Consider the following 24,461-nt stretch of genomic DNA (forward strand, 5'->3'; position numbering starts at 1 on the left):
CATGGCCGAGACCGTCATCCGCCACCCGGACCTCGCTCGTCCGAACGCGTTCACACAGCAGGAACTCGGCTGGGTGCCCTGGCTCGAACCCAAACCGCAGGACGAGCTCACCGACGACGACTACACGGCGCTCGTCGAGCGTTCTCGCGCGTCGAGCCCGTATTTCCGTCTGCTGGTGCGCGACCCCGTCGTGCTGGGGGCGCGTACCCGCGCGGACAACGACATCTTCTACAACACCGACACCGGGCTCGCCCGCGTGGAGCGGGAGCTGTCGGCAGCGGCGACCTCGCGGACCAACGGCTGCCTGTACTGCGCGTCGGTGCACGCGCGGTTCGCGTCGCTGCAGGCCCCGTCGCGCCGCGACGACGTGCAGCGGCTGCTGGATCTCGGGATCGACGGCGAGCAGGACGACCGCTGGACCGCGATCGTCGAGGCGGCGGCTGCCCTCACGGCCACGCCGTCGCATTTCGGCCGGGCTCACATCGACGCGCTGCGCGCGGTGGGACTCGACGATCAGGCCGTGGTCGACGTGATCTACAGCGCCGCGTTCTTCAACTGGGCGAACCGGCTCATGCTCTCGCTGGGCGAGCCCACTCCCCCGGGAGCCTAGAAGAGGCCGCCGGCCCACAGGCCGAGCCAGGCCGCGAGCAGCGAGACCACCAGCATCCCGAAGCCGTTGGTGACGGCGGCGCGCCACCGGCCGCCCTGCGCGAGGCGCACGGTCTCATAGCTGGCGGTCGAGAACGTCGTGTAGCCGCCGAGCAGCCCGGTGCCGACCACGGCCGCCCACGGTCCGAGCGCCGCTGCGAGCCCGGTCACCACCCCGAGCAGGAACGATCCGGTCACATTGATCACCGTCGTCCCGAGCGGGAACGGCACCCGCACGCGCTCTTTGACCAGCCCGTCGAGCACCATCCGGCACGCGGCGCCCACCCCGCCGGCGAGCGCGACCGCCAGTGCCAGCCACATCCCCGTCATGCGCGGGTCCCGAGCCGGGCCGCGACGACGATGCCGGCGATGGATGCCGCGGCCCCGACGACGATCGTCGCCACGGCGTAGCCGATCCCGGCCCACGGCGCGTCAGCGGCGAACAGGCCGTCGGCGCCGACGGCGAACGTCGAATACGTCGTGAACCCGCCGAGGATCCCGGTGCCGGCGAACAGGCGGACGGCCCGGCGGCGTCCGGCGTCGGGGCCGGCCCGGGCGAGGAACTCGAGCAGCCAGCCGAGGGCGAACGCGCCCACGACGTTGATCGCGAGCACGGGCCACGGCATCCCGCCCCCGTCCGGCACGGCGAGCAGCAGCAGGTAGCGCACGACGGTGCCGATCGCGCCCCCGACCACGACCAGACCGATCGCCGACCACCGCAGATGAACAGGACGATGCGCACTCACTCCCACGGCAGCGCCCGACCGTCGGTCACGGGGCTCAGCGGCACGACCAGCACGGGCCGGTGCTGCCGGTGGGCGAGGTGGCTGGCGACCGAGCCCTGGAAGAACTCGCGCACGGTCTCGCGGACGGATGCCTCGCGGGTGCCGACGACGATGTACCGGGCGTGCACGACGTCGGCGAGCCGGCCGAGTGCGCGGGCGGGGTCGCCGGCGAGCTCGCGTCCGGTCCACTCCACCCCGGCGCCGGCGAGCACGTCGTCGATGTGCGCAGCCAGCGCCGCGTCGAAGTCGCCCTCGGCGTCGTCAGGCGCATCCGGGTCGATCGAGGCCGACAACGCGCCGCCGTCGAGCTTCTCGCCCACCGTGTAGCGCTCGAGGTCGACGTGCGCGCACACGAGGTCCTCGCCGAGATCGCGCGCGAGCCGCGCCGCCTCGCGCAGCACGTCGTCCGGCAGCCCCTTCTGCACCCCCACGAGGATCACGCCGTGGCTGTCGTTCGCGTCCATGTCGCCCTCTCTTCCGCCGTCGCCTTCATTGTCGCGCGCTGCCGCGCCGCTCACACGGCACCGCCGGCAACAGCGTCGCCGGCGAGTCTGCCGTCCGGCACGTTCCCGGCAGCGGCATCGGGCACGTTCCCGGCCGAGATCACCGTCCAGCCGTCGTCCCAGCGCAGCTCCGACCACGAACCGGTCGGGATCGCCAGGTCGCGCTCGGGCGCGAGACTGCGCACCAGCGGCCGGATGACGGCGTCGTGCGAGACCACGATCACACCGTGGCCGTCGCGGCGCACGGCGTCGATGGCCGGCAGCACGCGAGCCATCACGGCGGCCGTCGGCTCCACGCCGGGTGCGGCATCCACCGACCCGAACCGTGCGTTCACGGCCGCCCGCTCCTGCCCGGTCCACGGGCCGTAGTCCCGGTCGTTGAATCGCACGTCGGGATGCGCGGTCAGTCCGAAGCGGGCGGCGATCAGGCGGGCGGTGGTCATGGCCCGATCGAGCGGACTGCAGTGGACGGCCACGACATCCCGCCCCTCGAGCGCGTCCGCGACCGCTTCGGCCTGCACGGTGCCGACGTCGTCGAGCGGCGGATCGGCCAGACCCCGCAGCCGGTCCTGCGCGTTCAGCACGGTACGGCCGTGGCGTATCAAGAAGAGGGATGCTGTCATTCGGCGCTCCTGTCCCCGGGCGTGTGCGGGCGCACGCGTGATGGTGAGACAGGGACCGTTGTCGGCCGAAGCCGAGGTTGTGCGCGGTGAGCCCCACCACCGCCGGACGTGCGTCCTGCCCCCAGTCTGCCATGAGCGGGTGCGCCGGCGCCGAGGCCCGCGGCGCGCGCGATGATGGGAGCAGCGGCACGAACGCCGGGTCGCCAACCGCTGTGGACCGAGGATCAGCCGATGAGCATGTCCGACGAGCAGCCGATGTCGGCCGAGCAGTTCCTGCAGCTCGGCCGCGCATACTGGCTGCCCCCGGGCGGCCACGGCAACGGGCTCGACGCCTTCACCTGGGCGCAGCTCGCCCGCGTTCCGCACGCCGTCGCCGAGGTCCTGCTGGTCGCCCTGCGCGAGCGCGGCATCCCGGGCTGGACAGCGCCCGTCGGCCGGCACCACGACCCCGCGGACGCGGTGGCGTCGTACGACGTGTGGGTCGCGACGATCGACATCGACACCGCCGAAGACGTCGTGATGACCGTGTTCGGCCACCGATGTGTCACCGCACCGAGACGGGACGGGACCGGATGAGAGCGGATGCCACGACCGCGAGCAGCATCCATGCGGCGGCGTAGCCGAACGCGACCGCGGGACCGGCGATCGTGTAGAGGATTCCGGCGACGACAGTGGCCACGACATCCCCCGCCGCCTGAATGCCGCCGAGCACGCCGTACCCGCTGCCGCGCAGCCGATCCGGAAGGATGCCGGCCACCAGCGCCGACTCCGCCGTCTCGGCCAGGCCGATGCCCGCGCCGGCGAGCGCGAAGCCGATCACGAGTCCGGCGGGGCCGGCGGCGTTCGCGGCCAGCAGGGCGTACGCGACGACGTACACGACGGCCGCGGTGGCGAACACGCGGCGCGGTCCGGTGCGATCGAGCCACGCGCCGCCCGCAAGGGCGGCCACGGCCGCGACCGCATTGTGCCCGGCGTAGACGAGGATCGCCAGCGACGCCGCACCGGCCACGCCCCACGCGGCGAACGCGTCGGTGGCCCGCAGGATCAGCAGGGTCGTCGCGAGATTGCCGCACTCGAACAGCACGACCGGCAGCAGGGGCCCGGCCAGTCGCGACGCGCGCAGCCCCGCGACGTCGAGGCGGGCGCGCGGCCTCTGCCCACTCCGGGGCAACCGCAGCGCGATGCGGGCCGCCACCGTGATGGCCACCGCCGCCAGCAGCCCCGGGATCAGTGCGAACCACATGGTCGGACGGATGCCGATCCAGCCCACGAGCACCGCCGCCATCAGCGGACCGGCCACGGCGCCGAGGTTGTCGCCGGACCGCTCGATGCCGAACGCCCGTCCGTAGGCGCCGGCCCCGGCGATCGAACCGAGCATCGCGTCGCGCGCGGGCGAGCGACCGCCGCGGGCGATCCAGGCGATTGCCCGCAGGACGCCGGCCTGCCACACCGCAGAGACCAGGCCGATCGCGGCGGTGGCGATCGCGGTGACGACGTAGCCGCCCGTGGCCATGGCCCGGCGCCGGCCCGGATCGTTCGCGAAGGGCCCGGCGATCACCTTCGTCACCCCGGCGCACGCGTCGCTGACGCCGTCGATGACGCCGAGGGCGGCCGCCGACCCGCCCAGGGTGCTCGTCAGGAACGACGGCAGCACGCTCGTGACCATCTCGTGCCCGCTGTCGGAGAAGAAGCTCGCCGCCCCGACCGCCCACGCCCCGCCCGCGACCCGGCGCCGTTTCGGTGAAGGTACAGCTGGGCGGCGAGGGTGCGGGCGTTTCCCTGCCCCTCGCCGACCAGCTGTACCCTCGCGGGCAGAAGGGTCGGGATCCGGGGCGGGGTCCGGGGCGGCGGGGTCGGGGTGGGCGGCGCCGTCGCCGGGTGCGTCAGGCGTGCGCAAGGTGGGTCCCGAAGACACGGTCGTACAGGTCGACGCCGAAGCTCGTGGGCAGGGGCGGACCCACCTCGAGGCGGTAGCTGCGCGCAGCCTCGGCATCCCGCGGCGCGCGCAGGAACTGCGCGCCGAGCCCGGCGTCCTGCACGGCGTGCGCGAAGTCGTATAGGTGCGTGACGTACCGCACGTTCACGCCCGCGCGCACGAGGGCGGATGCCACATCCAGTGCGATCTGCGAGCCTTCGGCCTCATTCGTCGAGGCGAACGACTCGTTGCACAGCACGAGGTCTCCCGGCTGCACGAGGTCGATCAGCCGGCTCATCCGGTCGAGCTCCTCGTCGAGCTTGCCGTGGCGCAGCCCGGCGTCCTCCTCGCGCGTCCAATGCGTGAGCACATGCTGTGCGATCGGAGACTCGAATCGGCGCGCGGGCACCGGCATCCCGGCCTGTGCCATGAGCTGCGCGACGCCCAGCGCCCGCAGGAACGTCGATTTGCCGCCGTGGTTCGCGCCGGTGATCACCAGCAGCCGGCTCCGCCCGAGGTCGACGTCGTTGCCGACGGGTGCCGCGCCTGTCCGCAGCGCCAGACACGGGTCGCACAGTCCGGCGGCGACGGTCGCCGCCTCGCCGCCGACGCGCGGAGTGCACAGCGGCACGCCGATCGCCTGCAGCGCCGAGCGCAGATTGCCCACCGACAGGTAGAACGCGAGCTCGGCGCGCAGACGGCGGAAGAACCTGAGCACGTGCTCGGCGGACTCGTGCGCTGCGGCGGCGACATCCGCGACACTGCGTTCGCGCAGCGCGGTCAGCGCGTCGAACCCCGCCTCGTCGCGCTCGGGGATCGCGAAGCCGTAGACCGGCCGCTTCAACGGCGTGCGCGCGAACAGCCCCCGCCCCTCGCGCCGGGCGCGGCGCAGCACCTGTCCGGCGACCTGCCCGTCGTGCCCGACCCCGGCGCTCATGAGCATGCCCGGACCGAACTCCAATTCCTTCAGCTGCGTCCGCAGCCGGCGCAGGTACGCGTCATCGAGCTCGCCGCCGACGACCGCGCACAACCCGCGGAACGCGCGCGAACGAAACGACCCGGCGATGTGCGCGCACAGCTCCCGCAGCCGGTCCAGCCGATCGGCGAGCGCGGTGAGCATGCGCACGGCGGCGGCCAGCGTCATCTCGGGCCGACCGCGCACCGGCATCATGAGGATGCCCCGGCGCACCTCGAGCGCGTCGCCGGCCAGCGCGTACAGCTCGGCGACCGCCTCGGGCGCGGCGATCGCGTCGCCCAGCGCCTCCTGGCGGTACGCGATCACGGCGGGATCGGTCACGGGCTGCAACGTGGCCGCGCGCGCGACCGCCCGGACGAAGCCGTCGCCCGCGCCCATCACGTCCCACACCAGGTCGAGCTCCAGATCCCGGCGCAGGTCGTCGGATGCCGCAGCCCCGACGGCATCCGGATCGAAGTCCCGGTCGGGGTCCATCAGGCGCACCTTCATCGTCCCTGCCCCTCTCCGCCCGTGGGCCGCGCGGCCAGCCGTCCGGCGATCTGCGGCCCGGTCAGCCCGTGGGCCGCCGCCAGGGCACGAGCGTACGCCCGGCCGTCGGCGATGCGCCGCTCGACGCGGAACGTGCGCCGTGCCGGGTCGCGCGGGTCGACGGTGCTGACCATCGACACCGTGCGCTCGTCGATGCGCGACAGCTCGTCGATGAACGTGACGCACACCGCGAGTGCGTCGAGGGCGAGGATGCGCTCGAGCACGTCGCGCGTGAGCGTGCGGGCGTCCTGCAGCGCGGTCGAGGCGAACACCTCGTTGAGCACGAGCACCGTGCGCGCAGTCGCCGCCTCGAGCAGAGTGTGCATCCGCTCGATCTCGGACTCCAGACGCCCGGCCAGATCGTCGAGCCGCTCTTCGCGCTCGAACGCCGTCAGCACACCGTCGCACAGCAGGATCCGCACGCTGCGGCCGGGGACGGGGCAACCGACCCCGGCCAGGTGGTGCAGCTGCCCGAACGTACGCGCAGTCGTGGACTTGCCGCCCTGGTTCGGCCCCGACACGACGATGATCCGCTCCCCTCCGCCGAGCGAGATGTCGTTGCGCACGAGGGCGCCGCCGTCGGCGACGAGCCGGCCGGCCAGCGCGATGTCGAACGTGTCGCGCGCGTCGAGCCGCTTGTCGCTCGCCGAGACCACGGGCATGCAGAACGGGAGCCCCGCACGCTGGAGCGGGGCGATGTGGTCGAGCCACGCGAGGTAGAACCACACTTCGCCGCTGAAGCGCTGCACGACCTCGTCGCGGTATCCTCCCGTGCTCTGCCCGAACCGGCGCAGCCGCTCGAACGCGGCGGGATGCACACGTGCGACCCGTTCGAGGATCCAGGCCTGGACGTGGTCGAGACCCCGATCGGCGGGCCGTGCGACGGACGCCGTCTCGTCGCGCGTGCGGAATCGCGCGAACGTGTCGAGCACCTGCGCGCGCAGGTCGTCCTCGCCGTCGGTCGCGGCGACCGAGACGTGTGCGTCGCGGATGAGCAGGTTGTGCTGCAGCCCGTCGAGCTCGGCGCGGCACGCCCGGGCCTCGGTCTCGAGCGCCGTGTACTTGGGTGACGCGCGGTAGGCCGCGAGGTGCTCGGCCAATCCGCGCAACGCCGCGGATTCCGCCGTCACCCGGCAGGCGGCCAGTCCTTCGGCGAGGCCGTCGACGGCGTCGCCGTAACGGATCACCGCCGACAGGCGCCACAGGTCCGCGTCGAAGGCGGCGCGGGGGCGGGATGCCGCGGCCTCGGCGGCGTCCGAACGCCCGAACTCCTCGAGGAACCGGTCGACGACGCCGCGCAGCTCCGGGTCGCGCACAGCGGCGAACACCTCCTGCCGGTAGACGACCGTGGCTTCGTCCGGGCACAGCGTGCGGAACGCGTCGGCGGCAGCCGGCGCCCGCCGGTCGAGGCGCTCGAGCACCTGGTCGAGCGCGAGGTCGTGCAGCACGTCGTCGGCCGTGCGACGGGATGCGGGCTGTCGCCCGGTCGGTGCGTCGCCCGGGGCGAGGACGCTGCGTAAGCCCGTCCCGACATCGCCGCTGCGGGATTCGTGGTGAATATCGATGGCCGACACCGTGACTCCTCCCGTCACAGGCGCCATCAGCGTGGTTGCGGTTCGGGCCATGCCCCGGCGGACTCCATCGCCGTCACCTTCAGCATCCCACCGCGGGGCGCCCGCGGCAACGACCCCCGGCTTGCCCCCGGATCCCCCGCCGTCTCGGCGAGCGTACAGCTGGTGGGCGAGGGTGCGGTCATTTCCCCGCGCCTCGCCCACCAGTTGTACCCTCGCGGTTTGTGGGGGCTCGGGCTACGCGCGAGGTCGGCGCCGTCAGGCGCGCGTGCCGTGCATCCGGACGGCGGCGACGACGCCGTGCGCGGTGCGCTCGAGGAAGTCCACGATCTCATCGACCGGCCGGTCGGCATCGTCGCGCCCTGGACAGCGCCCGTCGGCCGGCACCACGACCCCGCGGACGCGGTGGCGTCGTACGACGTGTGGGTCGCGACGATCGACATCGACACCGCCGAAGACGTCGTGATGACCGTGTTCGGCCACCGATGGGGTGCAGGACCGGTTCGAAGCTCTATGTGAGGTCGCGAAACGGATTGACGACCACGACTCCGCCATAGTCCTCGCCGTCGGAGAGGTCCTCGGACAGCACCTGTCCGCAGCCCGCCGCGCGGGCCGCCTCGATGATGGCGGCGTCCCAGTACGACAGCGAGTACCGCTGCTGCAGCCGCACGGCCGCGCGGACGATCGGCACGGTGAGGTCTTGAACCCGAAACCGGGTGAACGCCTCCACGAGCGCCGCCGCGTCTGCGATGTCGAGCGCATGCTGTCGCGAGGCCCTCGTCGCCTGGACGAAGAACTCTTGCAGCACCTGGGTCGAGACGACGTTCTCGCGTTCGTCCAGAATCCGCGCGGCCTGCGTCGCTTTCGCACGCTCATCCTCCGCTCGCGAGATGGCGTACAGGAGGATGTTCGTGTCAACGAATCGCGCGGTCATGGATCTCGTCGCGGGTCAGCCGGTCGCGGGCACGGAAGTCCACGATGCCGGCCACCGTCTGCGCCTGCAGGTCGACCAGTCGTCGGTATTCGGCATCGTCGGCGTCCAGCGAGCGCAAGTACGCCGTCACGAGCGCGCTGATCGAAGACCCTGCCTCCGCCGCGCGGATGCGGGCGCGACGGTACACCTCGTCGGGCACTGAGACGGTGATGTTCTTCACAGTTTCACAGTATCACTGTTTCACAGCGCCGACGCGGGACGGGATCGGATGAGCGCCGGATGCCACGGCCGCCCTCCGCTCGATCGTCACCTCACCAGAGGGCGGTCTCGCCGTGCAGCCAGGCGAGCTCTTCTTGCGAAAGCGGGGTGTCACCGGATGGCGCCGAGTCCCGCAGCAGGGACTTCGCGTCGCGCCGCAGCTGTGCCGTGATCGCGGTGTCGATCAGTTCCACCCTCCCGATGTCGATGGGGGAGACCGCGTTCAGTGCAGCTCCCCAGCCCACGACGAGCTGGACGCACCGGTGCTCGCCGGACGAACCGACGAAAGGGACGTCGACGAGCTCTGCGCGCTCGTTCTCGACAAGGGCACGGCCGTACTCCATGACCGCATCGGCGATGTCGTCGCCGGTCAGATACGATCCCGCGTGGTTGACCAGGTACTTCATACCATCCCTCGCATTGTCGTCCACTGGAGCGGCACCGGGGTCCGGGGTGTCAGTCCATCGAGTCTACGTCGCCCTCAGCCGTCGGGACTCGGATCACCCGTCGCATCGAAGTGCAGCTCACGCTGCACGATCCTCGTCGCGATCTCGATCAGCGGCAGCTGGTGGTGTCGCGCATAGCGCCTGACGATCTCGAACGCCTCATCGACGGGCACGTCGCTGGTGAACGACACCACGCCCTTTGCCTGTTCGATGACCACGCGCCGGTTCAGCGCCGCCCGCAGCTGCTGGGCCAGGACCTCGGACTCGCGGAGCGTGCGCTCGTGGAGGATTCCGATCGTGGCGACGTCGGCGAAGGCGCGTGCGGCGAGCAGATCGATCTCGGGCGTCGTTCCTCCTTCGGAACGAAGCAGGTTCAGCGTGCCGATCGTGACATCGCGCAGCCGCAGCGGGATCGCCTCGGCCGAGGCGAATCCCAGCGTCAGCGCGCTGTCACGGAACGCCGCCCACTCCGGCGGGCTGTCTTCGATCGAAGGCACCGACACGGCCACGCCCGTGCGGAAGCTCTGGATGCAGGGCCCGGCCTGTGCCCCCAGCTGCATCGTCTCGACCAGAGGCGTGCCCTCGCTGGTCGAGGCGACCAGCTCCAGTTCGCCGTCGGCATCTGCGAGCAGGATGCCGGCAGCAGACGTCGTCGTCAGCAGCTCGCGGCACGCGTCCACGAGCGACTGCAGCAGATCGACGACGTCGTAATCGTCGACCAGCGTGTCTGCCAGCTTCGCGAAGGTTTGGAAGAGTCGTGCGTCTCGGAAGGTGTCGGTCACATCGCTTCTCCTGAGTCCACCCGTCGAAGGTGGCCGCCGTGACGCCGGTCGACGCGCGCACGTCGAGTCTATGGTCCGCGCACGATCACGCAGCAGGGTTGACCTCGCGGCACGGGGTTGCTATCGGGGCCGACCGGCGCGAACAGTCCGTCGCCCTCAGCCGGTGGCGCCGTGCATCCGGACGGCGGCGACGACGCCGTGCGCGGTGCGCTCGAGGAAGTCCACGATCTCATCGACCGGCCGGTCGGCGTCGACGGCCAGCTCGACGAGCACCTCTTCGGCGAACCCGACCCATGAACGCAGGGCCACCCGCAGCAGTTCGGTGTCGGGCAGCCCCAGCTCGAGGAACACCTCGATCAGGTGCCGCGCGTTCTCGGCACGCGCCTCGTCGGTCACGGCGCGCACCGCCCGGTCGCCGCTGGCGGCGCCCCGCACGAACGAATAGAACGTGCCGCGGTGCTCGCGCACGAACACGACGATGCGGGTGAGCGTGTCGCGGAATCGCTCCTCCGGCGGCAGCTCGGGCCGCGGTTCGCCGGCGCGCAGCAGGCTGTCGCCGGCGGTGCGCATGACCTCGCGGTGCATGCCCTGGCGCGTGCCGAAGTAGTGGAACACGAGCGCACGCGAGATGCCGGCGCGCTCGGCGAGCCAGTCGACGGTGAGCTCGTCGAGCGGACGGTCTGCGAGGAAGTTCACACCGAGCGCGATCAGCTGAGCGCGTCGCTCGTCGGGCGTCATCCGCCGCCGGGTTTCGCCGGACATGAAAGAAGCCTAATGGGATCCACTATTGACCCGCAGTCAACGAGTCATATGCTCGGGGAGGGCGCATCGTCGCGCCCTCGACCCAGGAGGCCCGATGTCGTTCCGTTCTTTCGCCCGCTCGCACACCGGACGGATCACGCTCACCGCGATCCCCGTCGCCCTCGCCGTCTCGCTGCTGGGCACGGGCGTGGCCCAGGGCGCTGTCCCCGTGTCGTTCTCGGTGTCGGGCAGCCAGTTCCAGATCAGCGCGTCGAGCCTGAACGGCACCGGGTTCTCGCAGTACGCGGGCGTCGCGAAGGACACCGCAGGCAAGAGCCACGCCGTCGCGATCGCCAACATCAAGTCGGCGACCCTGCACGACCTGTGCCAGTCCGTGGTGACCGAGACCCCGCTCGGCAAGGTCGGCGTGCTGATCACGGCCGGCGGCGGCGACAAGCCGGCCGAGGCATCCGACCTGCAGATCGGGATGACGGGGCTCAAGGGCGATTCGTCGTTCAGCCACATCCGCATCGGCGTCGACGCGTCCACCGTGAACACGCAGGCGAAGGGCGCGGCGGGCGACTTCGCGCAGGATGCCGACACCGTGACGATCAAGGACCTCGAGCAGACCGCGTGGAGCACGCAGGCCTCGGTGTTCACGCTGACCGGCATGAAGCTGCAGCTCACCGACGGAACGAAGCAGTGCTTCTGACCGAGACGCGGCGGCGGCACCGCGAGGCGGTGGACGGATCGATGAGCGGGACCGCGGACGAGACGGCGAGCGAGAGGGAACCCGGGCGGTTCGCGCTCTGGTACCGCGCCCGGCCGGCGCTCGGCGGGGTGCTGACCATGCTCGCGGGCATCGAGATCTTCCTGTCGAGCCAGCTCGATCTGGGCAACATCCGCGTGCAGCTGGGTATCGAGGGGATGCAGGCCACCGTCATCCCGATCGCTCTCGTGCTCGTCGGCGTGCTGGCGATGCTCATGCCGGCCCACCACATCTTCTACGGCGTGATCGCGCTCGCGATCGCGGTCTACTCGCTGATCGGCGTGAACCTCGGCGGTTTCGTGCTGGGCATGCTGCTGGGCTGCGTCGGCGGGATCCTGGTGGTGGCATGGATGCCGCGGCACGCGCGCCGTGCGGAGGCCGAGGCGGCCGGCACCGAGCTGGGCGACGGCGGGCGCGGCGACGAGCAGCTCGGCGCACGCCGCAGGAGCGCCGACCGGACGGACGAGGACGCATGACCTCCACGCGCGTTCGACGCACGATCGTGGCTGCGGCCGCGGCGGTGTGCCTGACCGCTGCAGGGAGCCTCGTCGCGGCGCCCGCCGCGTCGGCGCAGCTGTGCATTCCGATCCTGCTCCCGTGCCCGAGCCCGAGCCCGAGCCCGACGCCGAGCCCGACCCCGAGTCGGACGTCGGGCGGAGGCCTGCCCGTGCCCGTTCCGGGCGTGACGATCCCCCCGACTGGGACGGGCACGAGCCCGGTCCCGGATCCGTCGGCGAGCGCGCCTGCGTCGGACGGCACGGGATCCCAGACGACCCCGGCGCCGACATCCCCCGATCTCGCGTTGCTGCCGGCAGACGACAGCATGGTCTTCACGCAGCCGCCGGCGCAGCTGGCCGCCCGGTCGCTGTCGTTCTCGGGGCTGCAGGGGATCGCTCTGGTCAAGGTGCGGCTGGCCGACGGCAAGCGCGTGGCCGCATTGCGCCTGCGGGCCGCGAGCATCACGATCGACGGGTTCGCCCTGACCGTGCGCCGCGACACCGGCCCGATCCTGGCGACGACCGCCGATCGGATGACGCTGCGCGGTCACGTCGAGGTCTACCTGAGCTCGATCACCGCGACCACGCACGACGGCAAGTCCTACACGCTCGGCGCGCACACCCCGCCGCCGGCCGACGGCATCGAGCCCGGGCTGCTGCGCGTGACCCTCGGCATGATGGGCACTCGCGCCGACGAGATCGCGTACACGAACACCGACCAGCGCCTCACCGACTGACCCGCCTCCGGCTCAGGAGCGGGGGCCGGAGCAGATCGCGTTCTTCGCGATCGTGGAGTGGTACTGCTCGGCGGTCCACGGCAGACCCAGGGCTGGGGCGTCCTTGCCGCCCGTGGCCGGCGCCATCGACGCGATGGCCGCGAGCTCGCGCGCCAGGTCGACGATCGGCCCCCTGCCGGCCGTCGAGTCGTTCAGCACCACCGCGACGACCAGGCCGCTGCCCGGGTCGGCGAACGCCGCCGTGAGGTATCCGGGCGCGTCCCCGTACTGACCGACCAGGGGCCCCGCCTTGATGACGCCGCCGGCCGTCGTGAACCACGCGGGCGACCCGCTCGACACCGCGAGCGGTGTAGACAGGCGTTCGCCCGTCTTCACGAGCGTGCCCTCGGCGAGGGCGTGGGCGTACACGCCGAGGTCGTCGATGTCCGACACGACGCCCGAGTCGGTCCAGCCGAAGCTCGCCGACTGCTCGGTGATGTCGGTCTGCTTGTCGCACACGAAGGCACCGGATTTCGCGGTCGACCCGAGATAGTAGCCGGGTAGCGGGGTCGATCCGCGCACGACGGGGTCGGATGCCGCAGCCCCCGGCAGGGCGGTGTGCGACAGGTGCAGGGGGTCGACCACGTACTGGGCGAACAACTGCGACGCGCTGCTGCCGGTCGCCCGCTCGAGGGCCAGCCCCAGCAGCAGGTAGCCGGCGTCCGAGTCGCGGTAGGCCACGCCCGGCTCCACGTCGCCGCCCACCTGCCCGACACCGTAGCCGACGAGCTCGCGCGGATCCCACTTGCGGCCCGGCGTCAGGTGCAGCTGGTCCTCGAGCACACCGCGGTACGAGCCGATCCCGCTCGTACCGTCACACAGCTGGTGCAGCGTGACGTTCGAGAGGTTTGCCATGCCGTTGACGTAGTCCGCGACGCTGTCGTCGAGCCCGACCTTGCCGCGGGCAGCGACCTGGAAGAGCACGTCGCACGTCATGGCGCGTGTGATGTCGCCGGCGCGGAACGTCATGTCGGCCTCGACCGGCGTCTTGCCGTCGTGCGAGGTCGTTCCCAGACCCTCGACCCACGAGCCGCTCCACGGCGCCCAGACCCCGACGATCGCCCCCGACGATCCGGTGGCCGCCATCGCGTCGGTGACCGCGGCCTTCAGCTGCTGCCGCGTGTGGTCGGGCAGCTGCTTCTGGGGTGCGAGCGTGACCGGGTCGCCTGTGAAAGCGGTGGCCGAGCACCCGGCGACGGTCACCAGCAGGGCGAGCGCGCCGAGGGCCGCAATGGCCGTGCGGACGATCCTCGAGCGAACCGGCATCCTCACCCCCCGGTCGACTTCTGTCCTAGCATTCAAACACACACCGCCCGGCCCGCCGAAGAGTGCCCGGAAGACGCGGGTTTCCTGAGGCTTTGCCGCAGGCGCGCAGGATCAGGATGCCGCGGCCCGGACGGCTGCCATGAACCGCTGCACGTCGGGATCGACCTGGATGTCGCGCGGCCGCAGCGGCCGGGTCAGGTACAGTCCCTCGAGCGAGGTCAGCCGCGACAGCGCGACGTAGGTCTGCCCCGGCGCGAACGCGCCCGAGCCCAGGTCGATGATCGCCCGGTCGTAGGTCTTGCCCTGAGACTTGTGGATCGTCACGGCCCAGGCCAGCCGCAGCGGGAACTGCGTGAACTCTGCCACGATGTCGCGCGTGAGCGCCTTGGTCGCCGGGTCGTACGCGTAGCGGAACTTCTCCCACACGGCGGGCTCGACGTCGTGCTCGTCGCCGTCGACGTCGACCCGGACGGTTCCCCCGGCGATGCGGGTGACGGTGCCGATCGTTCCGTTGACCCACCGGGGCGGCTCGCCGAAGGACTGCGTGTCGTTGCGCAGGAACATCACCTGCGCGCCGACCTTCAGCGCCAGGTCCACGTCGGCGGGGTATGCGTCGCCGCGGCCGAAGTCGCCGTTGATCTCGGCGACCGCGGTCTGCGTGCGACCCGGCAGCGCGTCCAGGTGCCGCTTGTTGATCGCGGTGACCCGGTCGTTGCGGGTGGCCAGGGTGATCACCGGCGCCTCGCCGTCGGCGGACACCGGCGGGGTGCGCGCCCCGGTGTCATTGAGCACCTGCGCGATGTCGGCCGTGACCCGCCCGTGCCGCACCGCGTTGAGCATCGCCTTGAACCCGGGGTCGGACTGGCGGTGGATGTCGCGCAGCTCGCGGATGTTCAGCTCGGCGCCGTGGCGTCCGAGATCCAGCAGGCCCGCGGCATCCGGCGCCTCGCCCGCCCAGACGTTCGCGTCGAAGAACCAGAACGACCGGTAGTGGTCGTTCACATATCGCATCTCGTCGCCGCGCGGCGGCACCGGCGCGAGCTGGTACGGGTCGCCGAACATCACGACCTGCACACCGCCGAACGCTTCGGCGCGGCGGCCCCGGGCCGTCCGCAGCGCGCGGTCCACGGCATCCATCAGATCCGCGTTCACCATCGAGATCTCGTCGATCACGAGCGTGTCGATCGCGTTCAGCAGCTTGCGGGTGGCGTCGGACTGCGGCTCGTCCTTGCGGCCGATGAGCCCGATCGGCAGCTTGAACAGCGAGTGGATGGTCTGCCCCATCACGTTCAGCGCCGCGACGCCGGTCGGCGCGCACACCGCGATCTGCTTGTCGGTGTGCATCGCGAGGTGGTTCAGCAGGGTCGACTTGCCGGTGCCGGCGCGCCCGGTCACGAACACGTGCTCGCGGGTGTCTTCGATCAGCCGGAACAGCGCCTCCTGCTCGGCGGACAGGGTGGGCGTGGTCACCCTGTCCATGGTAGGCGTCCGCTCATGCGTCGCCGCGCGACAGTCCACAGGCTCCTTCCGGACGGCTTTTCCTAGACTGAGAGGATGAACCCCGGGATCGAGGATGCGACGGCGACGGTGCCGCGCGTCGTCTCGAGCCCGCGCACGTCGCCCGCGGGCGCCGCGGACCCGGGCGCGCAGGTTCCGGATGCCGCAGCCGCCGCACCGGCGCCCGCCCGCGGCGTCCGCCTGCGGCTCGGCCGGGACCTCACACTGATCGCGGTCATCATCGCGGTGCTGCTGGCCGGGCTCGGCGTGGGCGGGGTGTTCCTGTACCGGAGCCTGTACAGCCCGTCGGCGTTCGTGCGGCACTACCTCGAGCTGCTCTCCACCGGGCACGCCGCCGACGCGCTGCAGGTGCCGGGCGTGGCGATCGACCGCTCGGCGATGAGGGCGGCCGGGCTGCCGAAGAACGCATCCGAGGTGCTGCTGCGCCAGGCGGCCCTGGCCACACTGACCGACATCGACATCCGCTCCGAGCAGACCAACGGCGACGTCACCGAGGTCACGGTCGGCTACCGCGCCGGCGGCTATCCCGGCACCACGACGTTCCAGGTCGAGGGCAACGGCCGCATCGGGGTGGTGCCGGCGTGGCGGTTCGCCCAGAGCCCCCTGGCTGTCGTCGACCTCACCGTGCACGGCTCGATGGCGTTCCAGGTCAACGGCTTCCGGCTCGACAAGCGTCAGGTGTCCCTCGCCGGCCCCGACGTCGATCCGGCCGCCCCGGTGCCCATGCTGATGTTCACCCCGGGCCTGTACTCGGTGCGTGTCGACACCCCGATCTCGTACTCGCCGGGGGTCGCCGTGCTCTCGGACGCCCCGATGAAGAATGTGCCGGTCCAGATCCAGACCGAGCCGACCGAGAAGTTCGTCTCGACCGTGCAGAGCCGGGTCGACGACTTCCTCGATCAGTGCGCGACGCAGCAGGTGCTGCAGCCGACGGGATGCCCGTTCGGGTACGTGGTGCAGAACCGCATCGACGAGCCGCCGACGTGGTCGATGGTCAAGGCGCCCAAGATCACGGTGGTTCCGCACGGCGAGGACTGGGCGATCCCGGTCACGACCGGCACGGCGCACATCGTCGTGGACATCCGCTCGATCTATGACGGGTCGGTGCACCGTCTCGACGAGGACGTGCCGTTCAGCATGGACGGCACGATCGACATCTCGCCCAACGGCACCGCATCGATCCAGGTCAGCGCTCCCGGCAGCGACTGAGCCGCGGCATCCCGGCACACCGCGGCGGGCGCGTGTGCGTTCCGCGGCAGAGGACGCCGGTGACGGATGCCGCTACCGGCGGTCGAGCTGCGCCTGGCGCTCCGCGACCTGGGCGTCGTGTTCGGCCATGCGCGCCAGGCGCGCGTTGTACTCCACGAGCTCGGCGTCGCCGGTGCGGTCGGCGTGGCGGTCGCGGCGGCGCTCGGCGCGCGCGTCGCTCTGGCTCCACATGATGCCCACGACCACGGCGAGCACGAACGTCGGCAGCTCGCCGATCGACCAGGCCGCTCCCCCGCCGATGTACTGGTCCATGAGCGGCGTCGCGCCCCAGGTGCGCCCCATCGAGCCGAACCACTCCGCGACCATGAGCCCGGACTGCATCATCAGCGTCACGCCGAAGAACGCGTGCGTGGCCATCACCAGGATCAGCACGACCAGCCGCAGCGAATGCGGCAGCCGGTAGTGCACCGGGTCGATGCCGATCAGCGACTGCACGAACAGGTAGCCCGAGATGATGAAGTGGACGATCATCCACTCGTGGCCCAGGTGGTCGTACAGCGACCAGCGGAACAGGTCGGTGAAGTAGAAGACCCACAGCGAGACGCCGAAGATCACGGCCGCCACGACCGGGTTGGTCACGACCCGGGCGAACGGAGTGTGCACGGCCCACATGATCCACTCGCGGCCGCCGCGGGTGCCGTCGTGGCGCTTGGCGATCGCACGCAGGGCGAGGGTCACCGGCGCCCCGGGCACCAGCAGCACGGGGATCGCCATGGTCAGCATCATGTGGCCGACCATGTGCACGCTGAACAGGTACTCCTGGTAGGCGTTGATCGGCCCGCAGGTCACCCAGAACAGCAGCAGGATGCCGAGCACCCACAGCACCGTGCGATAGATCGGCCATCTGTCGCCGCGGCGGTGCAGCCGCCACACGCCGGCGAAGTAGAAGAACAGCCCGAACCCGCACACGACGAGCCACAGCAGATCGATGTTCCACTCGGTGAACCAGCGGGCAATCGTCAGCTCGGGCGGCAGCGGCGCTCCGGTGAGGATCTCGGCCGGGGTCTGCGACAGCGGCACCTGGTCGCTGGGGGGCGGCGTGCGGGCGAGCGCGACGGCCGCGCCGCTGGCCACGCCCATGATGAGCAGCTCGACCAGCACGAAGCCCCAGAAGCGGCGGGATGCGGCATCCTCTCTCAGCCGGGAGATGAGCCGCGTGCGATAGATGGCGCCGAACAGGCCGAGCAGCGTCAGCGCCGCGGCCTTGACGATCAGGATCGTGCCGTAGCCCGATGCCAGCGCCCCCCAGCTGCCGAGGGCCACGGCCGCACGTGCGACGCCCGAGATCCCGACCACCACGAAGGCCACGAGGGCGATCGACGAGTAGCGCGCGAGCACCTCGGCCATGCCGTCGCGCTTCATGATCGGGCGCAGGATCACCAGCAGCACGAGGCCGCCGAGCCAGACGGCCGCGCCGATCATGTGCATGATCATGGCGCTCACAGCGATGTCGTGGCTGGCCAGCTCTCCGGAGTGGCCCTGCGTGCCCATCGGCACCAGGGTCGCCAGGGCGAGCACCGCGGTGATGAGGGTCGCCGTCCACCCGCGCACGGCGAAGGTCAGCACGCTCAGCACGGCGCCGGCCAGCGTCGTGATCAGCCATGTGCGGCCGGCCTCGGTCTGCGTGAGCCAGTTGCCCAGCTGGGCGCCGAACGTGTTGTCGATGCCGATCGTCGGGTTGAACGTCAGCACGAAGGTCAGAAAGCCGGTGACCGCCGAGGCGACCGTGAAGACGGCGGCCGAGACGGATGCCACCAGCAGCGCGGCCTCGAACGGCTTGGAGTCGGCGCGCAGGGCGAACAGCGCGGTCACGAGGGTGCCGCACAGGCCCGCCGCCGACAGGTTCACGACCAGGGTCACCAGCGGCAGTCCCCAGCGCACGCCCGGGCCGGGATCGCCCAGCGGCAGAGGAGCGGCACCCCCGCCGTACGCGAGCGCCCAGATCGCGGCGACGAGCGCGGCCACGACGAGAAGGGCGGGCCCGGCGGCCCGCAGCGCGCGGGGGTTCACCCCTCCAGCCTAAGCGGGTTCGCTGGGCGCTCAGCCCGGTCCGCCTCATCGACCACCCCCGCCTCATCGACCGCCCCGCCTCATCGACCGCCCCGCCTCATCGACCAATCCATAGGGATTGGGCGAATCAATAGGCCAGAGGGTATGGATTCGCCCAATCCCTATGGATTCGCGGGGTGGGCGACGGGCGCAACGACGACGGACGGGCGCAACGACGACGGACGGGCGCAACGACGAGGGAGGGGGATGCCGCGGCTGCGGCATCCCCCTCCGAAAGGTCTTGCGGACTTACTTGACCGCGGACTTCAGCTTCGAGCCGGCGGTGACCTTGACGCGCTTGCCGGCGGGGATCTTGATCTCGGCGCCGGTCTGCGGGTTGCGGCCGGTGCGGGCCGCGGTGGCGACCTGCTCGAACGCGATCCAACCGGGGATCGAGACCTTGCTGCCCTTGGCGACGGCCTCGGAGACCGTGGAGAAGAGGGAGTCGAGAACGCCGGAGACGACGGCCTGGCTCTGGCCCGTCGCGCTGGCGATGCTCGCAACGAGTTCGGTCTTGGTGATGGACTTGTCGGCCATGTGGATGTGTCCTCCAGGCGGCGCGGTAGCCGCCTTCTCTACGTGACCGAGGAGCCCTGCGCCCCCCGGCTGGTCTGTGCGACCGGGTCGAATGTACCAAGAAACCGCGGAATCACGCGGATTTGACGGCATCCTCACCGATTCTCGTCGGCGTGTCGCGGCGTCTGGTGTGACCGGAGTGGCTCCTGTGGCGCCGGTTCCCTCCGCGAGCCGGGCCGTGCGGGGCGAGGCGACGGGGACGGCGGGAACGGCGAAGGCCGGAACCCCGAGAGGTTCCGGCCTTCGTGAAAGCGGATGCCGCTTACCAGGACGACTTGGTCACGCCGGGCAGCTCGCCACGGTGGGCCATGTCGCGGAAGCGCACGCGCGAGACGCCGAACTTCGACAGGAAGCCGCGCGGGCGACCGTCGATGACGTCGCGGCCACGCAGCCGCACGGGCGACGCGTCGCGGGGCAGCTTCTGCAGACCCACGCGGGCGGCCTCGCGCTGCTCGTCGGTGGAGTTCGGGTCGACGAGCTGCTTCTTCAGCTCGGCACGCTTCTCGGCGTAGCGGGCAACGACCTCCTCGCGCTGGTTGTTGCGCGCGATCTTGCTCTTCTTGGCCATGAGATCAGCGCTCCTCTCGGAACTCGACGTGCTTGCGCACGATGGGGTCGTACTTCTTCAGCACGATGCGGTCGGGGTTGTTGCGGCGGTTCTTCTTGGTCACGTAGGTGTACCCCGTGCCCGCGGTCGAACGCAGCTTGATGATCGGACGAATGTCCTGTGCCTTCTTGGCCATCAGAGCTTCACACCCTTCGCGATCAGGTCCTTCACGACCGACTCGATGCCGCGCGCGTCGATCACCTTGATGCCCTTGGCGGACACGTTCAGGGTGACCTTACGACCCAGCGAGGGAACGAAGTAGGTCTTCTTCTGCACGTTCGGGTCGAAGCGGCGCTTCGTCCGACGGTGCGAGTGCGAGATGTTGTGACCGAAGCCGGGAACCGCTCCGGTCACCTGGCACACTGCAGCCATGGTGATGTCTCCTTCTGTACCGTGAGGCCGGACGGCCCCACCCAAGATCCCTTGTCTGCGCCCAGCCGAAATCCCGGCCGTTGCCGGCCGACGATGAACGGGAGGGTGCGAACTGCGCGCTGGAGTGCGCACAGACAAGAGGAGAGTCTAGCATGGCCGGGCGTGTCGCCTTGACGGCGCCCCTCTCGGCCGTTGAGCGAGCGAAGCGAGACGAAACGACATCGGCGGCGCTTCATCTCGGCCGCACATGGCAGCCCGCTCAACGACCGAGGTCTTGCGTCAGCGCTTGCGCGCCTTGACGGTGGTCTCTTCGGCGCGCTCCTTCTTCAGCGCCCGCTTCTCCTTGAGCGTCGTCTGCGGAGCCTTCTTCGCGCGGTTCTTGTCGGCCATCGTGATACTCGCTTCCCTCGTGTTCAGCTGGCGGGTATTCCGGCTGACCATAGCCCACTTCCGAGGGGAAGTCACATCCTGCGTTCTGACCAGGTGCTTTCTCGCTCTGCGGGCCCTCGTGGCCCGGTCAGAGTGCGGCGGCGGCCTCGGCGGCGCCGCGGCCCCACCGGAAGGGCGAGACCGTCCGGTCGCCGGGGATCCAGAACCGCCACGGGTACGCGTCGGTCCCCGCGAGGCCGGCGATGCCGACGCGGGGGCCGGATGCCACGTCCTGCAGCGGTTCGTCGCGCAGCGCGAGGCGCGCCACGGCGCCGCCGAACGGCGTCCCCTCGACCACGTCGATCCCGTCGTGCAGCGCGTGCTTGAGCCCCATCGCATCGCCCAGACGCCCCGGGCCCCGGGCGAGCTCACGGTCGGTGCGCGCGGCCGGCCGGCGCCGCCGGGCGATCTCGACGCCGTCGACGACCTCGCCCGCGCGCAGCAGGATTCCGCCGGCCTCGCCCTCCGGGCCGCACACGACGTTCGCGCACGAGTGGATGCCGTGGCTGAGGTACACGTACAGGTGTCCTTGCTCGCCCCACATCGTCGCGTTTCGGGCCGTGTACCCCATGCGCGCGTGCGACCCGGGGTCGGGCACCGGTCCGGTGCCCTTGCCGTGGTACGCCTCGACCTCGGTGATCCGCAGCGCGACGGTCTCGGCATCCATCGTCACCGTAAGGATGGCGCCCAGCAGACGCGGCGCGACATCGACCGGGAACGCCGCCAGGTCGTCGCGCGTGACGGGGCGCAGCCTGGTGTCGGGAAGAAGATCTGTCATCGCAAATGCGGCGGGGGATGCCTGGCACCACCATACGCCCCTAGAATCGCGGCCATGCCCCTCGTGTATATGTGCGTGCGCCCGCAACGCGGCGCGGCGGACGCGGAGTACGAATCCTTCCGGGCGATGGCCGGGCTCGCCCCGGAGGACCTCGAGATGCACGACCTCGTGCACGACCCGCTGCCGCCGGACGCGTTCGAGCGGTGGTCGGGGTTCCTCGTCGGCGGCAGTCCGTTCAACGTCACCGATCCGGCCTCGAGCAAGACCGACGTGCAGGTGCGGCTCGAGGGCGACCTCGAACGCGTCGCGGCGGCCGCGGCATCCGGACGCGCGTCGGCGCTGTTCACGTGCTACGGGATCGGCGTGGTGGTCCGGATGCTGGGGGGCGAGGTGAGTCGGCGCTTCCCCGAGGACACCGGACCGGCGATGGCGGCCCTTACGCCCGCGGGCGAGGCCGATCCGCTGTTCGGGGCGCTGGCCAGCCGGTTCACCATGCTCACCGCGCACAAGGAGGGGTCGGGCTCGGTGCCGCCGGGAGCGGTGCTGCTGGCCACGAACGACGCGTGCCCGGTGCAGGCGTTCCGGGTGGGCGACCGGCTGTACGCCACCCAGTTCCACCCCGAGGCGAGCACGCACGCGTTCGTCGAGCGGATGGAGATCTACCGCAACGGCGGATACTTCGACTCGAGCGACTTCGAGACGCTCGCACAGCGTGTGCTGGCAGCGTCCGTCACCGAACCGGGCCGGATCATCGGCGCGTTCGCCCGCGAGCTGTCACGCGTCGCCGGGTGACGCGATCCTGGTGCGCGGCGTCCGCTCGGCCGCGCGCGGGACAGGTCAGATCATGAAGCCCGGCGGCACCTGGCACCACGACGGGGCGAAGCCGCTCAGCTGCCGCACCTCGCGGCCGTCGGAGAGGTCGACGATGCGGGTCATGGTGGTGCGCGGCATCGGCAGCAGATAGTCGTCGTACGGGTTCGCGGCCGTGTCGGGGGCGATCGTCACGGCGGCGTAGCGGGCGCTCGGCGACAGGCACGTCTGCAGGACGGCGTCGGTGACCGGGAGGCGCAGCACCGGCGTGGACGCGCCGTCGGCGCCGACCCGGTAGAGGACCGTGCCCTCGGGCGCTCCCGTCTCGGCGCCCGATCCGCCGGCGACGTCGAGCACCGTGTAGGGCCGGACGGTGGCGTTCGATCCGGGCACCGGCACCACCGTGCCGCGGGTCCCGGGCACCCGCCGGCCGGCCTCTGTCGCCGCGGCGAGCGGCTTCTCGGCCCCGTCGGACAGGTCGACCGTGTACGGTCCGTCGGAGCGGTCGATGTAGGCGATCGACGCGCCGCGGGCGATGCCGTCGATCGACAGCCCACGGCCGAGGTCGACCGCTTGGCCGCCGGCGGCGCCGGTGAGCAGCATGCGGCCGTCGAAGGTCAGGACGAGGATGCTGTCGCTGTCGGGCACGAACCGCCAGTCGGCGACCCGCGTGTCTTTGCCCGGCAGCGCGATGCGACGCGGCGGCGCGGCGGCCGCGGCATCCTTCAGCGACGCCACGTACAGGACGCTGATCTGCGCGCCGGGAGCGCCCGGGTCCGCGGCGGTGTAGGTGTAGCCGGCGAGGTCGCCGCGATCCGCGATCTGCAGCTGGGCGATGCTGCCGGTGCCCGGCAGCTTGAGGGTGCGGCGGTGCGCCCCGTTCGGATCGGTGACGCTCAGGTGTGCGCGGCCGCGCGTGTCGAGGGTCTGGACGATGATGTGGTCGGTGGTGGCGCGGAAGTCCTCGATGTGCCGGTCGGTGAACACCGGCTCACCGCCCTGCCCACGCACGTCGGCGCGCAGGATGCGGTCGCCGCCCTGCCCGCGCTGCAGCATGTACAGCTGCAGCCCCGGGGTGCGCAGGCGATGGACCACGTCGGTCGCCGGCCCCCCGCCGAGCCCCTCGACGTCGCGGAAGCGCACCGTGTACTCGGTGTCGTCGTGCAGCGGCAGGGTGAAGCGCACGCCCATCGAGCGGCCGGACGTGTCGACCGTGAACGGCGTGGCCGGCGTGACGCTGACCTGTGCGGGCTTGAGGGGCCGCAGCGCCTGGTTCATCGAGACGATGAGGCGTGACCCGGATGCCGCGACCGCCGCGTGCGGGTCGTCGCTCACGCTCGACACCCGCGGACCCTGGCCGTTCGTGACGGCGGCGCCGGCGAACCCCAGCACGCCGAGCACGGCCAGGACCACCGCGACGGTGACCGCGTAGCGGCGCGTCTGGCGGCGTCTGCCCGCGGCACGGCGGGCTCCGCGGGCGCCGGGGCCGGCCGTGCGGCCGTCGAGGGGGTCGGGCTCAGTACTCATACGGGTCCTTGGGCTCGGCGATCCGCCGGACGTCCGTGGCGTCGATCTCGAGCGCGCCGGACGCGGTCGAGCGCACCGTGCCGGTCACCCGCACCCAGGCCCCGGTGCCGAGCTTGGCGAGGGATGCCGCACGCACGGGCACGGACGCCGGCTGCGCGTCGATCACGCAGTGCGTGATGACCATCCGGGTCAGCCGGAAGTCGTCGGACCGGGCCCGCGAGACGAATCCGGTCAGGGTGACCGGATCGCCCTCGAACGACTCGGGGTTCGTCGCGGTGGCGAACACGCTCGCCCATTCGCCGACGCCGAACTGCGCGGTGTCGCCGCGGGTGGCGAGGGCGACGGTGTCGGCGCCGGCGAACAGCGGCGGCGTGCCGGTGTCACGCGACTGCGCGATCTCGGCCGAGAGGCTCGCGGGCGGCACGAGCAGGATCGCGAGCGCGACGACGGATGCCGCAGCCCCCGCCGTGCCGGCGATCGCGGCGCCGGCGATCCGCCGCGCGCCGGC

General features: G+C 71.6%; 30 protein-coding genes. 8 read left to right on the top strand and 22 right to left on the bottom strand.

Annotated elements, in window-relative coordinates; translation table 11 throughout:
- Window position 1 precedes the first annotated feature (1 nt).
- Entirely contained in the window at window positions 2–610 is a 609-nt protein-coding gene (locus tag AC3RX0_RS09200; protein ID WP_491505679.1) for an alkylhydroperoxidase domain protein, read from the top strand.
- On the opposite strand, the gene AC3RX0_RS09205 is transcribed toward AC3RX0_RS09200, so the two are convergent.
- The 4 genes from AC3RX0_RS09205 to AC3RX0_RS09220 are packed head-to-tail and all read right to left on the bottom strand — an operon-like array spanning window position 607 to window position 2,559.
- Window positions 607–978, bottom strand: coding sequence for a fluoride efflux transporter FluC (locus tag AC3RX0_RS09205; protein WP_491505680.1), 372 nt, complete (start codon window positions 976–978; stop codon window positions 607–609). The two genes, AC3RX0_RS09200 and AC3RX0_RS09205, sit on opposite strands and share 4 nt — an antisense overlap.
- Entirely contained in the window at window positions 975–1,394 is a 420-nt protein-coding gene (locus AC3RX0_RS09210; protein WP_491505681.1) for a fluoride efflux transporter FluC, read from the bottom strand. The genes AC3RX0_RS09205 and AC3RX0_RS09210 overlap by 4 nt, the downstream gene beginning before the upstream one ends.
- Complete coding sequence (locus tag AC3RX0_RS09215; RefSeq protein WP_491505682.1) at window positions 1,391–1,897, bottom strand: universal stress protein; 507 nt, start codon at window positions 1,895–1,897, stop codon at window positions 1,391–1,393. The genes AC3RX0_RS09210 and AC3RX0_RS09215 overlap by 4 nt, the downstream gene beginning before the upstream one ends.
- Window positions 1,898–1,947: 50 nt before the next feature.
- Entirely contained in the window at window positions 1,948–2,559 is a 612-nt protein-coding gene (locus AC3RX0_RS09220) for a histidine phosphatase family protein (protein WP_491505683.1), read from the bottom strand.
- Window positions 2,560–2,790: 231 nt separating this feature from the next.
- Between AC3RX0_RS09220 and AC3RX0_RS09225 the strand changes: the two genes are divergently transcribed.
- Window positions 2,791–3,135: a hypothetical protein gene (locus AC3RX0_RS09225; protein ID WP_491505684.1), complete on the top strand. Its 345-nt coding sequence runs from the start codon at window positions 2,791–2,793 to the stop codon at window positions 3,133–3,135.
- On the opposite strand, the gene AC3RX0_RS09230 is transcribed toward AC3RX0_RS09225, so the two are convergent.
- Genes AC3RX0_RS09230 through AC3RX0_RS09240 form a run of 3 tightly spaced genes read right to left on the bottom strand, consistent with a single transcriptional unit; the run spans window position 3,104 to window position 7,603 of the window.
- Window positions 3,104–4,552 carry an MFS transporter gene (locus tag AC3RX0_RS09230; RefSeq protein WP_491505685.1) on the bottom strand — a complete coding sequence of 483 codons (1,449 nt, stop codon included), beginning with the start codon at window positions 4,550–4,552 and terminating at the stop codon, window positions 3,104–3,106. The two genes, AC3RX0_RS09225 and AC3RX0_RS09230, sit on opposite strands and share 32 nt — an antisense overlap.
- Window positions 4,443–5,939, bottom strand: a complete 1,497-nt coding sequence (locus AC3RX0_RS09235) for a MutS-related protein (protein WP_491505686.1) — start codon at window positions 5,937–5,939, stop codon at window positions 4,443–4,445. The genes AC3RX0_RS09230 and AC3RX0_RS09235 overlap by 110 nt, the downstream gene beginning before the upstream one ends.
- On the bottom strand, window positions 5,936–7,603 hold the full coding sequence (locus tag AC3RX0_RS09240) for a MutS-related protein (protein WP_498165943.1): 1,668 nt from the start codon (window positions 7,601–7,603) through the stop codon (window positions 5,936–5,938). Before AC3RX0_RS09240 ends, AC3RX0_RS09235 begins: the two co-directional genes overlap by 4 nt.
- 219 nt (window positions 7,604–7,822) lie before the next feature.
- Here AC3RX0_RS09240 and AC3RX0_RS09245 point away from each other — a divergent pair, with 219 nt between their 5' ends.
- On the top strand, window positions 7,823–8,068 hold the full coding sequence (locus tag AC3RX0_RS09245; protein ID WP_491505688.1) for a hypothetical protein: 246 nt from the start codon (window positions 7,823–7,825) through the stop codon (window positions 8,066–8,068).
- On the opposite strand, the gene AC3RX0_RS09250 is transcribed toward AC3RX0_RS09245, so the two are convergent.
- The 5 genes from AC3RX0_RS09250 to AC3RX0_RS09270 form a co-directional block, all read right to left on the bottom strand.
- On the bottom strand, window positions 8,061–8,483 hold the full coding sequence (locus AC3RX0_RS09250; RefSeq protein WP_491505689.1) for a PIN domain-containing protein: 423 nt from the start codon (window positions 8,481–8,483) through the stop codon (window positions 8,061–8,063). The genes AC3RX0_RS09245 and AC3RX0_RS09250 overlap by 8 nt on opposite strands.
- A complete protein-coding gene (locus tag AC3RX0_RS09255) occupies window positions 8,464–8,703 on the bottom strand; it encodes a hypothetical protein (protein ID WP_491505690.1) in 240 nt (79 codons plus the stop codon). The genes AC3RX0_RS09250 and AC3RX0_RS09255 overlap by 20 nt, the downstream gene beginning before the upstream one ends.
- A 91-nt stretch (window positions 8,704–8,794) precedes the next feature.
- Window positions 8,795–9,148, bottom strand: coding sequence for a hypothetical protein (locus AC3RX0_RS09260; protein WP_491505691.1), 354 nt, complete (start codon window positions 9,146–9,148; stop codon window positions 8,795–8,797).
- Between the two features lie 74 nt (window positions 9,149–9,222).
- Complete coding sequence (locus AC3RX0_RS09265; protein ID WP_491505692.1) at window positions 9,223–9,969, bottom strand: GAF and ANTAR domain-containing protein; 747 nt, start codon at window positions 9,967–9,969, stop codon at window positions 9,223–9,225.
- Window positions 9,970–10,125: 156 nt separating this feature from the next.
- Window positions 10,126–10,731 (bottom strand): TetR/AcrR family transcriptional regulator, encoded by a 606-nt coding sequence (locus AC3RX0_RS09270; RefSeq protein WP_491505693.1) that lies wholly within the window; start codon window positions 10,729–10,731, stop codon window positions 10,126–10,128.
- 94 nt (window positions 10,732–10,825) lie between these two features.
- Between AC3RX0_RS09270 and AC3RX0_RS09275 the strand changes: the two genes are divergently transcribed.
- Genes AC3RX0_RS09275 through AC3RX0_RS09285 form a run of 3 tightly spaced genes read left to right on the top strand, consistent with a single transcriptional unit; the run spans window position 10,826 to window position 12,713 of the window.
- Window positions 10,826–11,422 (top strand): DUF6230 family protein, encoded by a 597-nt coding sequence (locus AC3RX0_RS09275; RefSeq protein WP_491505694.1) that lies wholly within the window; start codon window positions 10,826–10,828, stop codon window positions 11,420–11,422.
- Window positions 11,423–11,463: 41 nt separating this feature from the next.
- Window positions 11,464–11,955, top strand: coding sequence for a DUF6114 domain-containing protein (locus AC3RX0_RS09280; RefSeq protein WP_491505695.1), 492 nt, complete (start codon window positions 11,464–11,466; stop codon window positions 11,953–11,955).
- On the top strand, window positions 11,952–12,713 hold the full coding sequence (locus tag AC3RX0_RS09285; RefSeq protein ID WP_491505696.1) for a hypothetical protein: 762 nt from the start codon (window positions 11,952–11,954) through the stop codon (window positions 12,711–12,713). The genes AC3RX0_RS09280 and AC3RX0_RS09285 overlap by 4 nt, the downstream gene beginning before the upstream one ends.
- 12 nt (window positions 12,714–12,725) lie before the next feature.
- Here AC3RX0_RS09285 and AC3RX0_RS09290 read toward each other — a convergent pair whose 3' ends face one another.
- Window positions 12,726–14,018 carry a serine hydrolase domain-containing protein gene (locus AC3RX0_RS09290; RefSeq protein WP_491505697.1) on the bottom strand — a complete coding sequence of 431 codons (1,293 nt, stop codon included), beginning with the start codon at window positions 14,016–14,018 and terminating at the stop codon, window positions 12,726–12,728.
- A 111-nt stretch (window positions 14,019–14,129) separates the two neighbouring features.
- Window positions 14,130–15,497, bottom strand: coding sequence for an ATP-dependent DNA helicase (locus tag AC3RX0_RS09295; RefSeq protein ID WP_491505698.1), 1,368 nt, complete (start codon window positions 15,495–15,497; stop codon window positions 14,130–14,132).
- A 75-nt stretch (window positions 15,498–15,572) separates the two neighbouring features.
- On the opposite strand from AC3RX0_RS09295, the gene AC3RX0_RS09300 reads away from it, so the two are divergent.
- Entirely contained in the window at window positions 15,573–16,745 is a 1,173-nt protein-coding gene (locus AC3RX0_RS09300; protein ID WP_491505699.1) for a hypothetical protein, read from the top strand.
- 72 nt (window positions 16,746–16,817) lie between these two features.
- Here AC3RX0_RS09300 and AC3RX0_RS09305 read toward each other — a convergent pair whose 3' ends face one another.
- The 6 genes from AC3RX0_RS09305 to AC3RX0_RS09330 all read right to left on the bottom strand — a co-directional run bounded on the left by AC3RX0_RS09305 (window position 16,818) and on the right by AC3RX0_RS09330 (window position 21,616).
- Window positions 16,818–18,815, bottom strand: a complete 1,998-nt coding sequence (locus AC3RX0_RS09305; RefSeq protein ID WP_491505700.1) for a bifunctional copper resistance protein CopD/cytochrome c oxidase assembly protein — start codon at window positions 18,813–18,815, stop codon at window positions 16,818–16,820.
- Between the two features lie 288 nt (window positions 18,816–19,103).
- Entirely contained in the window at window positions 19,104–19,391 is a 288-nt protein-coding gene (locus AC3RX0_RS09310; RefSeq protein WP_491505701.1) for an HU family DNA-binding protein, read from the bottom strand.
- Between the two features lie 301 nt (window positions 19,392–19,692).
- Window positions 19,693–19,998, bottom strand: a complete 306-nt coding sequence (gene rpsN / locus AC3RX0_RS09315) for a 30S ribosomal protein S14 (RefSeq protein WP_491505702.1) — start codon at window positions 19,996–19,998, stop codon at window positions 19,693–19,695.
- Window positions 19,999–20,002: 4 nt separating this feature from the next.
- Window positions 20,003–20,173: a 50S ribosomal protein L33 gene (gene rpmG / locus AC3RX0_RS09320; protein WP_491505703.1), complete on the bottom strand. Its 171-nt coding sequence runs from the start codon at window positions 20,171–20,173 to the stop codon at window positions 20,003–20,005.
- Window positions 20,173–20,409, bottom strand: a complete 237-nt coding sequence (gene rpmB / locus AC3RX0_RS09325) for a 50S ribosomal protein L28 (protein ID WP_039402457.1) — start codon at window positions 20,407–20,409, stop codon at window positions 20,173–20,175. The genes rpmG and rpmB overlap by 1 nt, the downstream gene beginning before the upstream one ends.
- 517 nt (window positions 20,410–20,926) lie before the next feature.
- Window positions 20,927–21,616 carry a DNA-3-methyladenine glycosylase gene (locus AC3RX0_RS09330; RefSeq protein ID WP_491505704.1) on the bottom strand — a complete coding sequence of 230 codons (690 nt, stop codon included), beginning with the start codon at window positions 21,614–21,616 and terminating at the stop codon, window positions 20,927–20,929.
- Between the two features lie 54 nt (window positions 21,617–21,670).
- Between AC3RX0_RS09330 and AC3RX0_RS09335 the strand changes: the two genes are divergently transcribed.
- Entirely contained in the window at window positions 21,671–22,408 is a 738-nt protein-coding gene (locus tag AC3RX0_RS09335; RefSeq protein WP_491505705.1) for a glutamine amidotransferase-related protein, read from the top strand.
- A gap of 45 nt (window positions 22,409–22,453) precedes the next feature.
- Here AC3RX0_RS09335 and AC3RX0_RS09340 read toward each other — a convergent pair whose 3' ends face one another.
- Window positions 22,454–23,953 (bottom strand): hypothetical protein, encoded by a 1,500-nt coding sequence (locus AC3RX0_RS09340; protein WP_491505706.1) that lies wholly within the window; start codon window positions 23,951–23,953, stop codon window positions 22,454–22,456.
- A partial coding sequence (locus tag AC3RX0_RS09345; protein ID WP_491505707.1) for a TIGR03943 family putative permease subunit occupies window positions 23,943–24,461 on the bottom strand: 519 nt, incomplete at its 5' end. The genes AC3RX0_RS09340 and AC3RX0_RS09345, both read right to left, overlap by 11 nt.

The organism is Microbacterium sp. W1-4-2 (assembly GCF_058349885.2).

Bases quoted from the DNA above. Each gene is read 5' to 3' on its own strand.
- AC3RX0_RS09285 (WP_491505696.1), top strand. From the start codon at position 11,952: ATGACCTCCACGCGCGTTCGACGCACGATCGTGGCTGCGGCCGCGGCG.
- AC3RX0_RS09290 (WP_491505697.1), bottom strand. From the start codon at position 14,018: ATGCCGGTTCGCTCGAGGATCGTCCGCACGGCCATTGCGGCCCTCGGC.
- AC3RX0_RS09235 (WP_491505686.1), bottom strand. From the start codon at position 5,939: ATGAAGGTGCGCCTGATGGACCCCGACCGGGACTTCGATCCGGATGCC.
- AC3RX0_RS09270 (WP_491505693.1), bottom strand. From the start codon at position 10,731: ATGTCCGGCGAAACCCGGCGGCGGATGACGCCCGACGAGCGACGCGCT.
- AC3RX0_RS09215 (WP_491505682.1), bottom strand. From the start codon at position 1,897: ATGGACGCGAACGACAGCCACGGCGTGATCCTCGTGGGGGTGCAGAAG.
- AC3RX0_RS09225 (WP_491505684.1), top strand. From the start codon at position 2,791: ATGAGCATGTCCGACGAGCAGCCGATGTCGGCCGAGCAGTTCCTGCAG.
- AC3RX0_RS09280 (WP_491505695.1), top strand. From the start codon at position 11,464: ATGAGCGGGACCGCGGACGAGACGGCGAGCGAGAGGGAACCCGGGCGG.
- AC3RX0_RS09205 (WP_491505680.1), bottom strand. From the start codon at position 978: ATGACGGGGATGTGGCTGGCACTGGCGGTCGCGCTCGCCGGCGGGGTG.
- AC3RX0_RS09335 (WP_491505705.1), top strand. From the start codon at position 21,671: ATGCCCCTCGTGTATATGTGCGTGCGCCCGCAACGCGGCGCGGCGGAC.
- AC3RX0_RS09295 (WP_491505698.1), bottom strand. From the start codon at position 15,497: ATGGACAGGGTGACCACGCCCACCCTGTCCGCCGAGCAGGAGGCGCTG.
- rpmG (WP_491505703.1), bottom strand. From the start codon at position 20,173: ATGGCCAAGAAGGCACAGGACATTCGTCCGATCATCAAGCTGCGTTCG.
- AC3RX0_RS09275 (WP_491505694.1), top strand. From the start codon at position 10,826: ATGTCGTTCCGTTCTTTCGCCCGCTCGCACACCGGACGGATCACGCTC.
- AC3RX0_RS09330 (WP_491505704.1), bottom strand. From the start codon at position 21,616: ATGACAGATCTTCTTCCCGACACCAGGCTGCGCCCCGTCACGCGCGAC.
- rpsN (WP_491505702.1), bottom strand. From the start codon at position 19,998: ATGGCCAAGAAGAGCAAGATCGCGCGCAACAACCAGCGCGAGGAGGTC.
- AC3RX0_RS09310 (WP_491505701.1), bottom strand. From the start codon at position 19,391: ATGGCCGACAAGTCCATCACCAAGACCGAACTCGTTGCGAGCATCGCC.
- AC3RX0_RS09250 (WP_491505689.1), bottom strand. From the start codon at position 8,483: ATGACCGCGCGATTCGTTGACACGAACATCCTCCTGTACGCCATCTCG.
- AC3RX0_RS09300 (WP_491505699.1), top strand. From the start codon at position 15,573: ATGAACCCCGGGATCGAGGATGCGACGGCGACGGTGCCGCGCGTCGTC.
- AC3RX0_RS09200 (WP_491505679.1), top strand. From the start codon at position 2: ATGGCCGAGACCGTCATCCGCCACCCGGACCTCGCTCGTCCGAACGCG.
- rpmB (WP_039402457.1), bottom strand. From the start codon at position 20,409: ATGGCTGCAGTGTGCCAGGTGACCGGAGCGGTTCCCGGCTTCGGTCAC.
- AC3RX0_RS09260 (WP_491505691.1), bottom strand. From the start codon at position 9,148: ATGAAGTACCTGGTCAACCACGCGGGATCGTATCTGACCGGCGACGAC.
- AC3RX0_RS09230 (WP_491505685.1), bottom strand. From the start codon at position 4,552: ATGCCGAGGCTGCGCGCAGCTACCGCCTCGAGGTGGGTCCGCCCCTGC.
- AC3RX0_RS09340 (WP_491505706.1), bottom strand. From the start codon at position 23,953: ATGAGTACTGAGCCCGACCCCCTCGACGGCCGCACGGCCGGCCCCGGC.
- AC3RX0_RS09240 (WP_498165943.1), bottom strand. From the start codon at position 7,603: ATGGCCCGAACCGCAACCACGCTGATGGCGCCTGTGACGGGAGGAGTC.
- AC3RX0_RS09220 (WP_491505683.1), bottom strand. From the start codon at position 2,559: ATGACAGCATCCCTCTTCTTGATACGCCACGGCCGTACCGTGCTGAAC.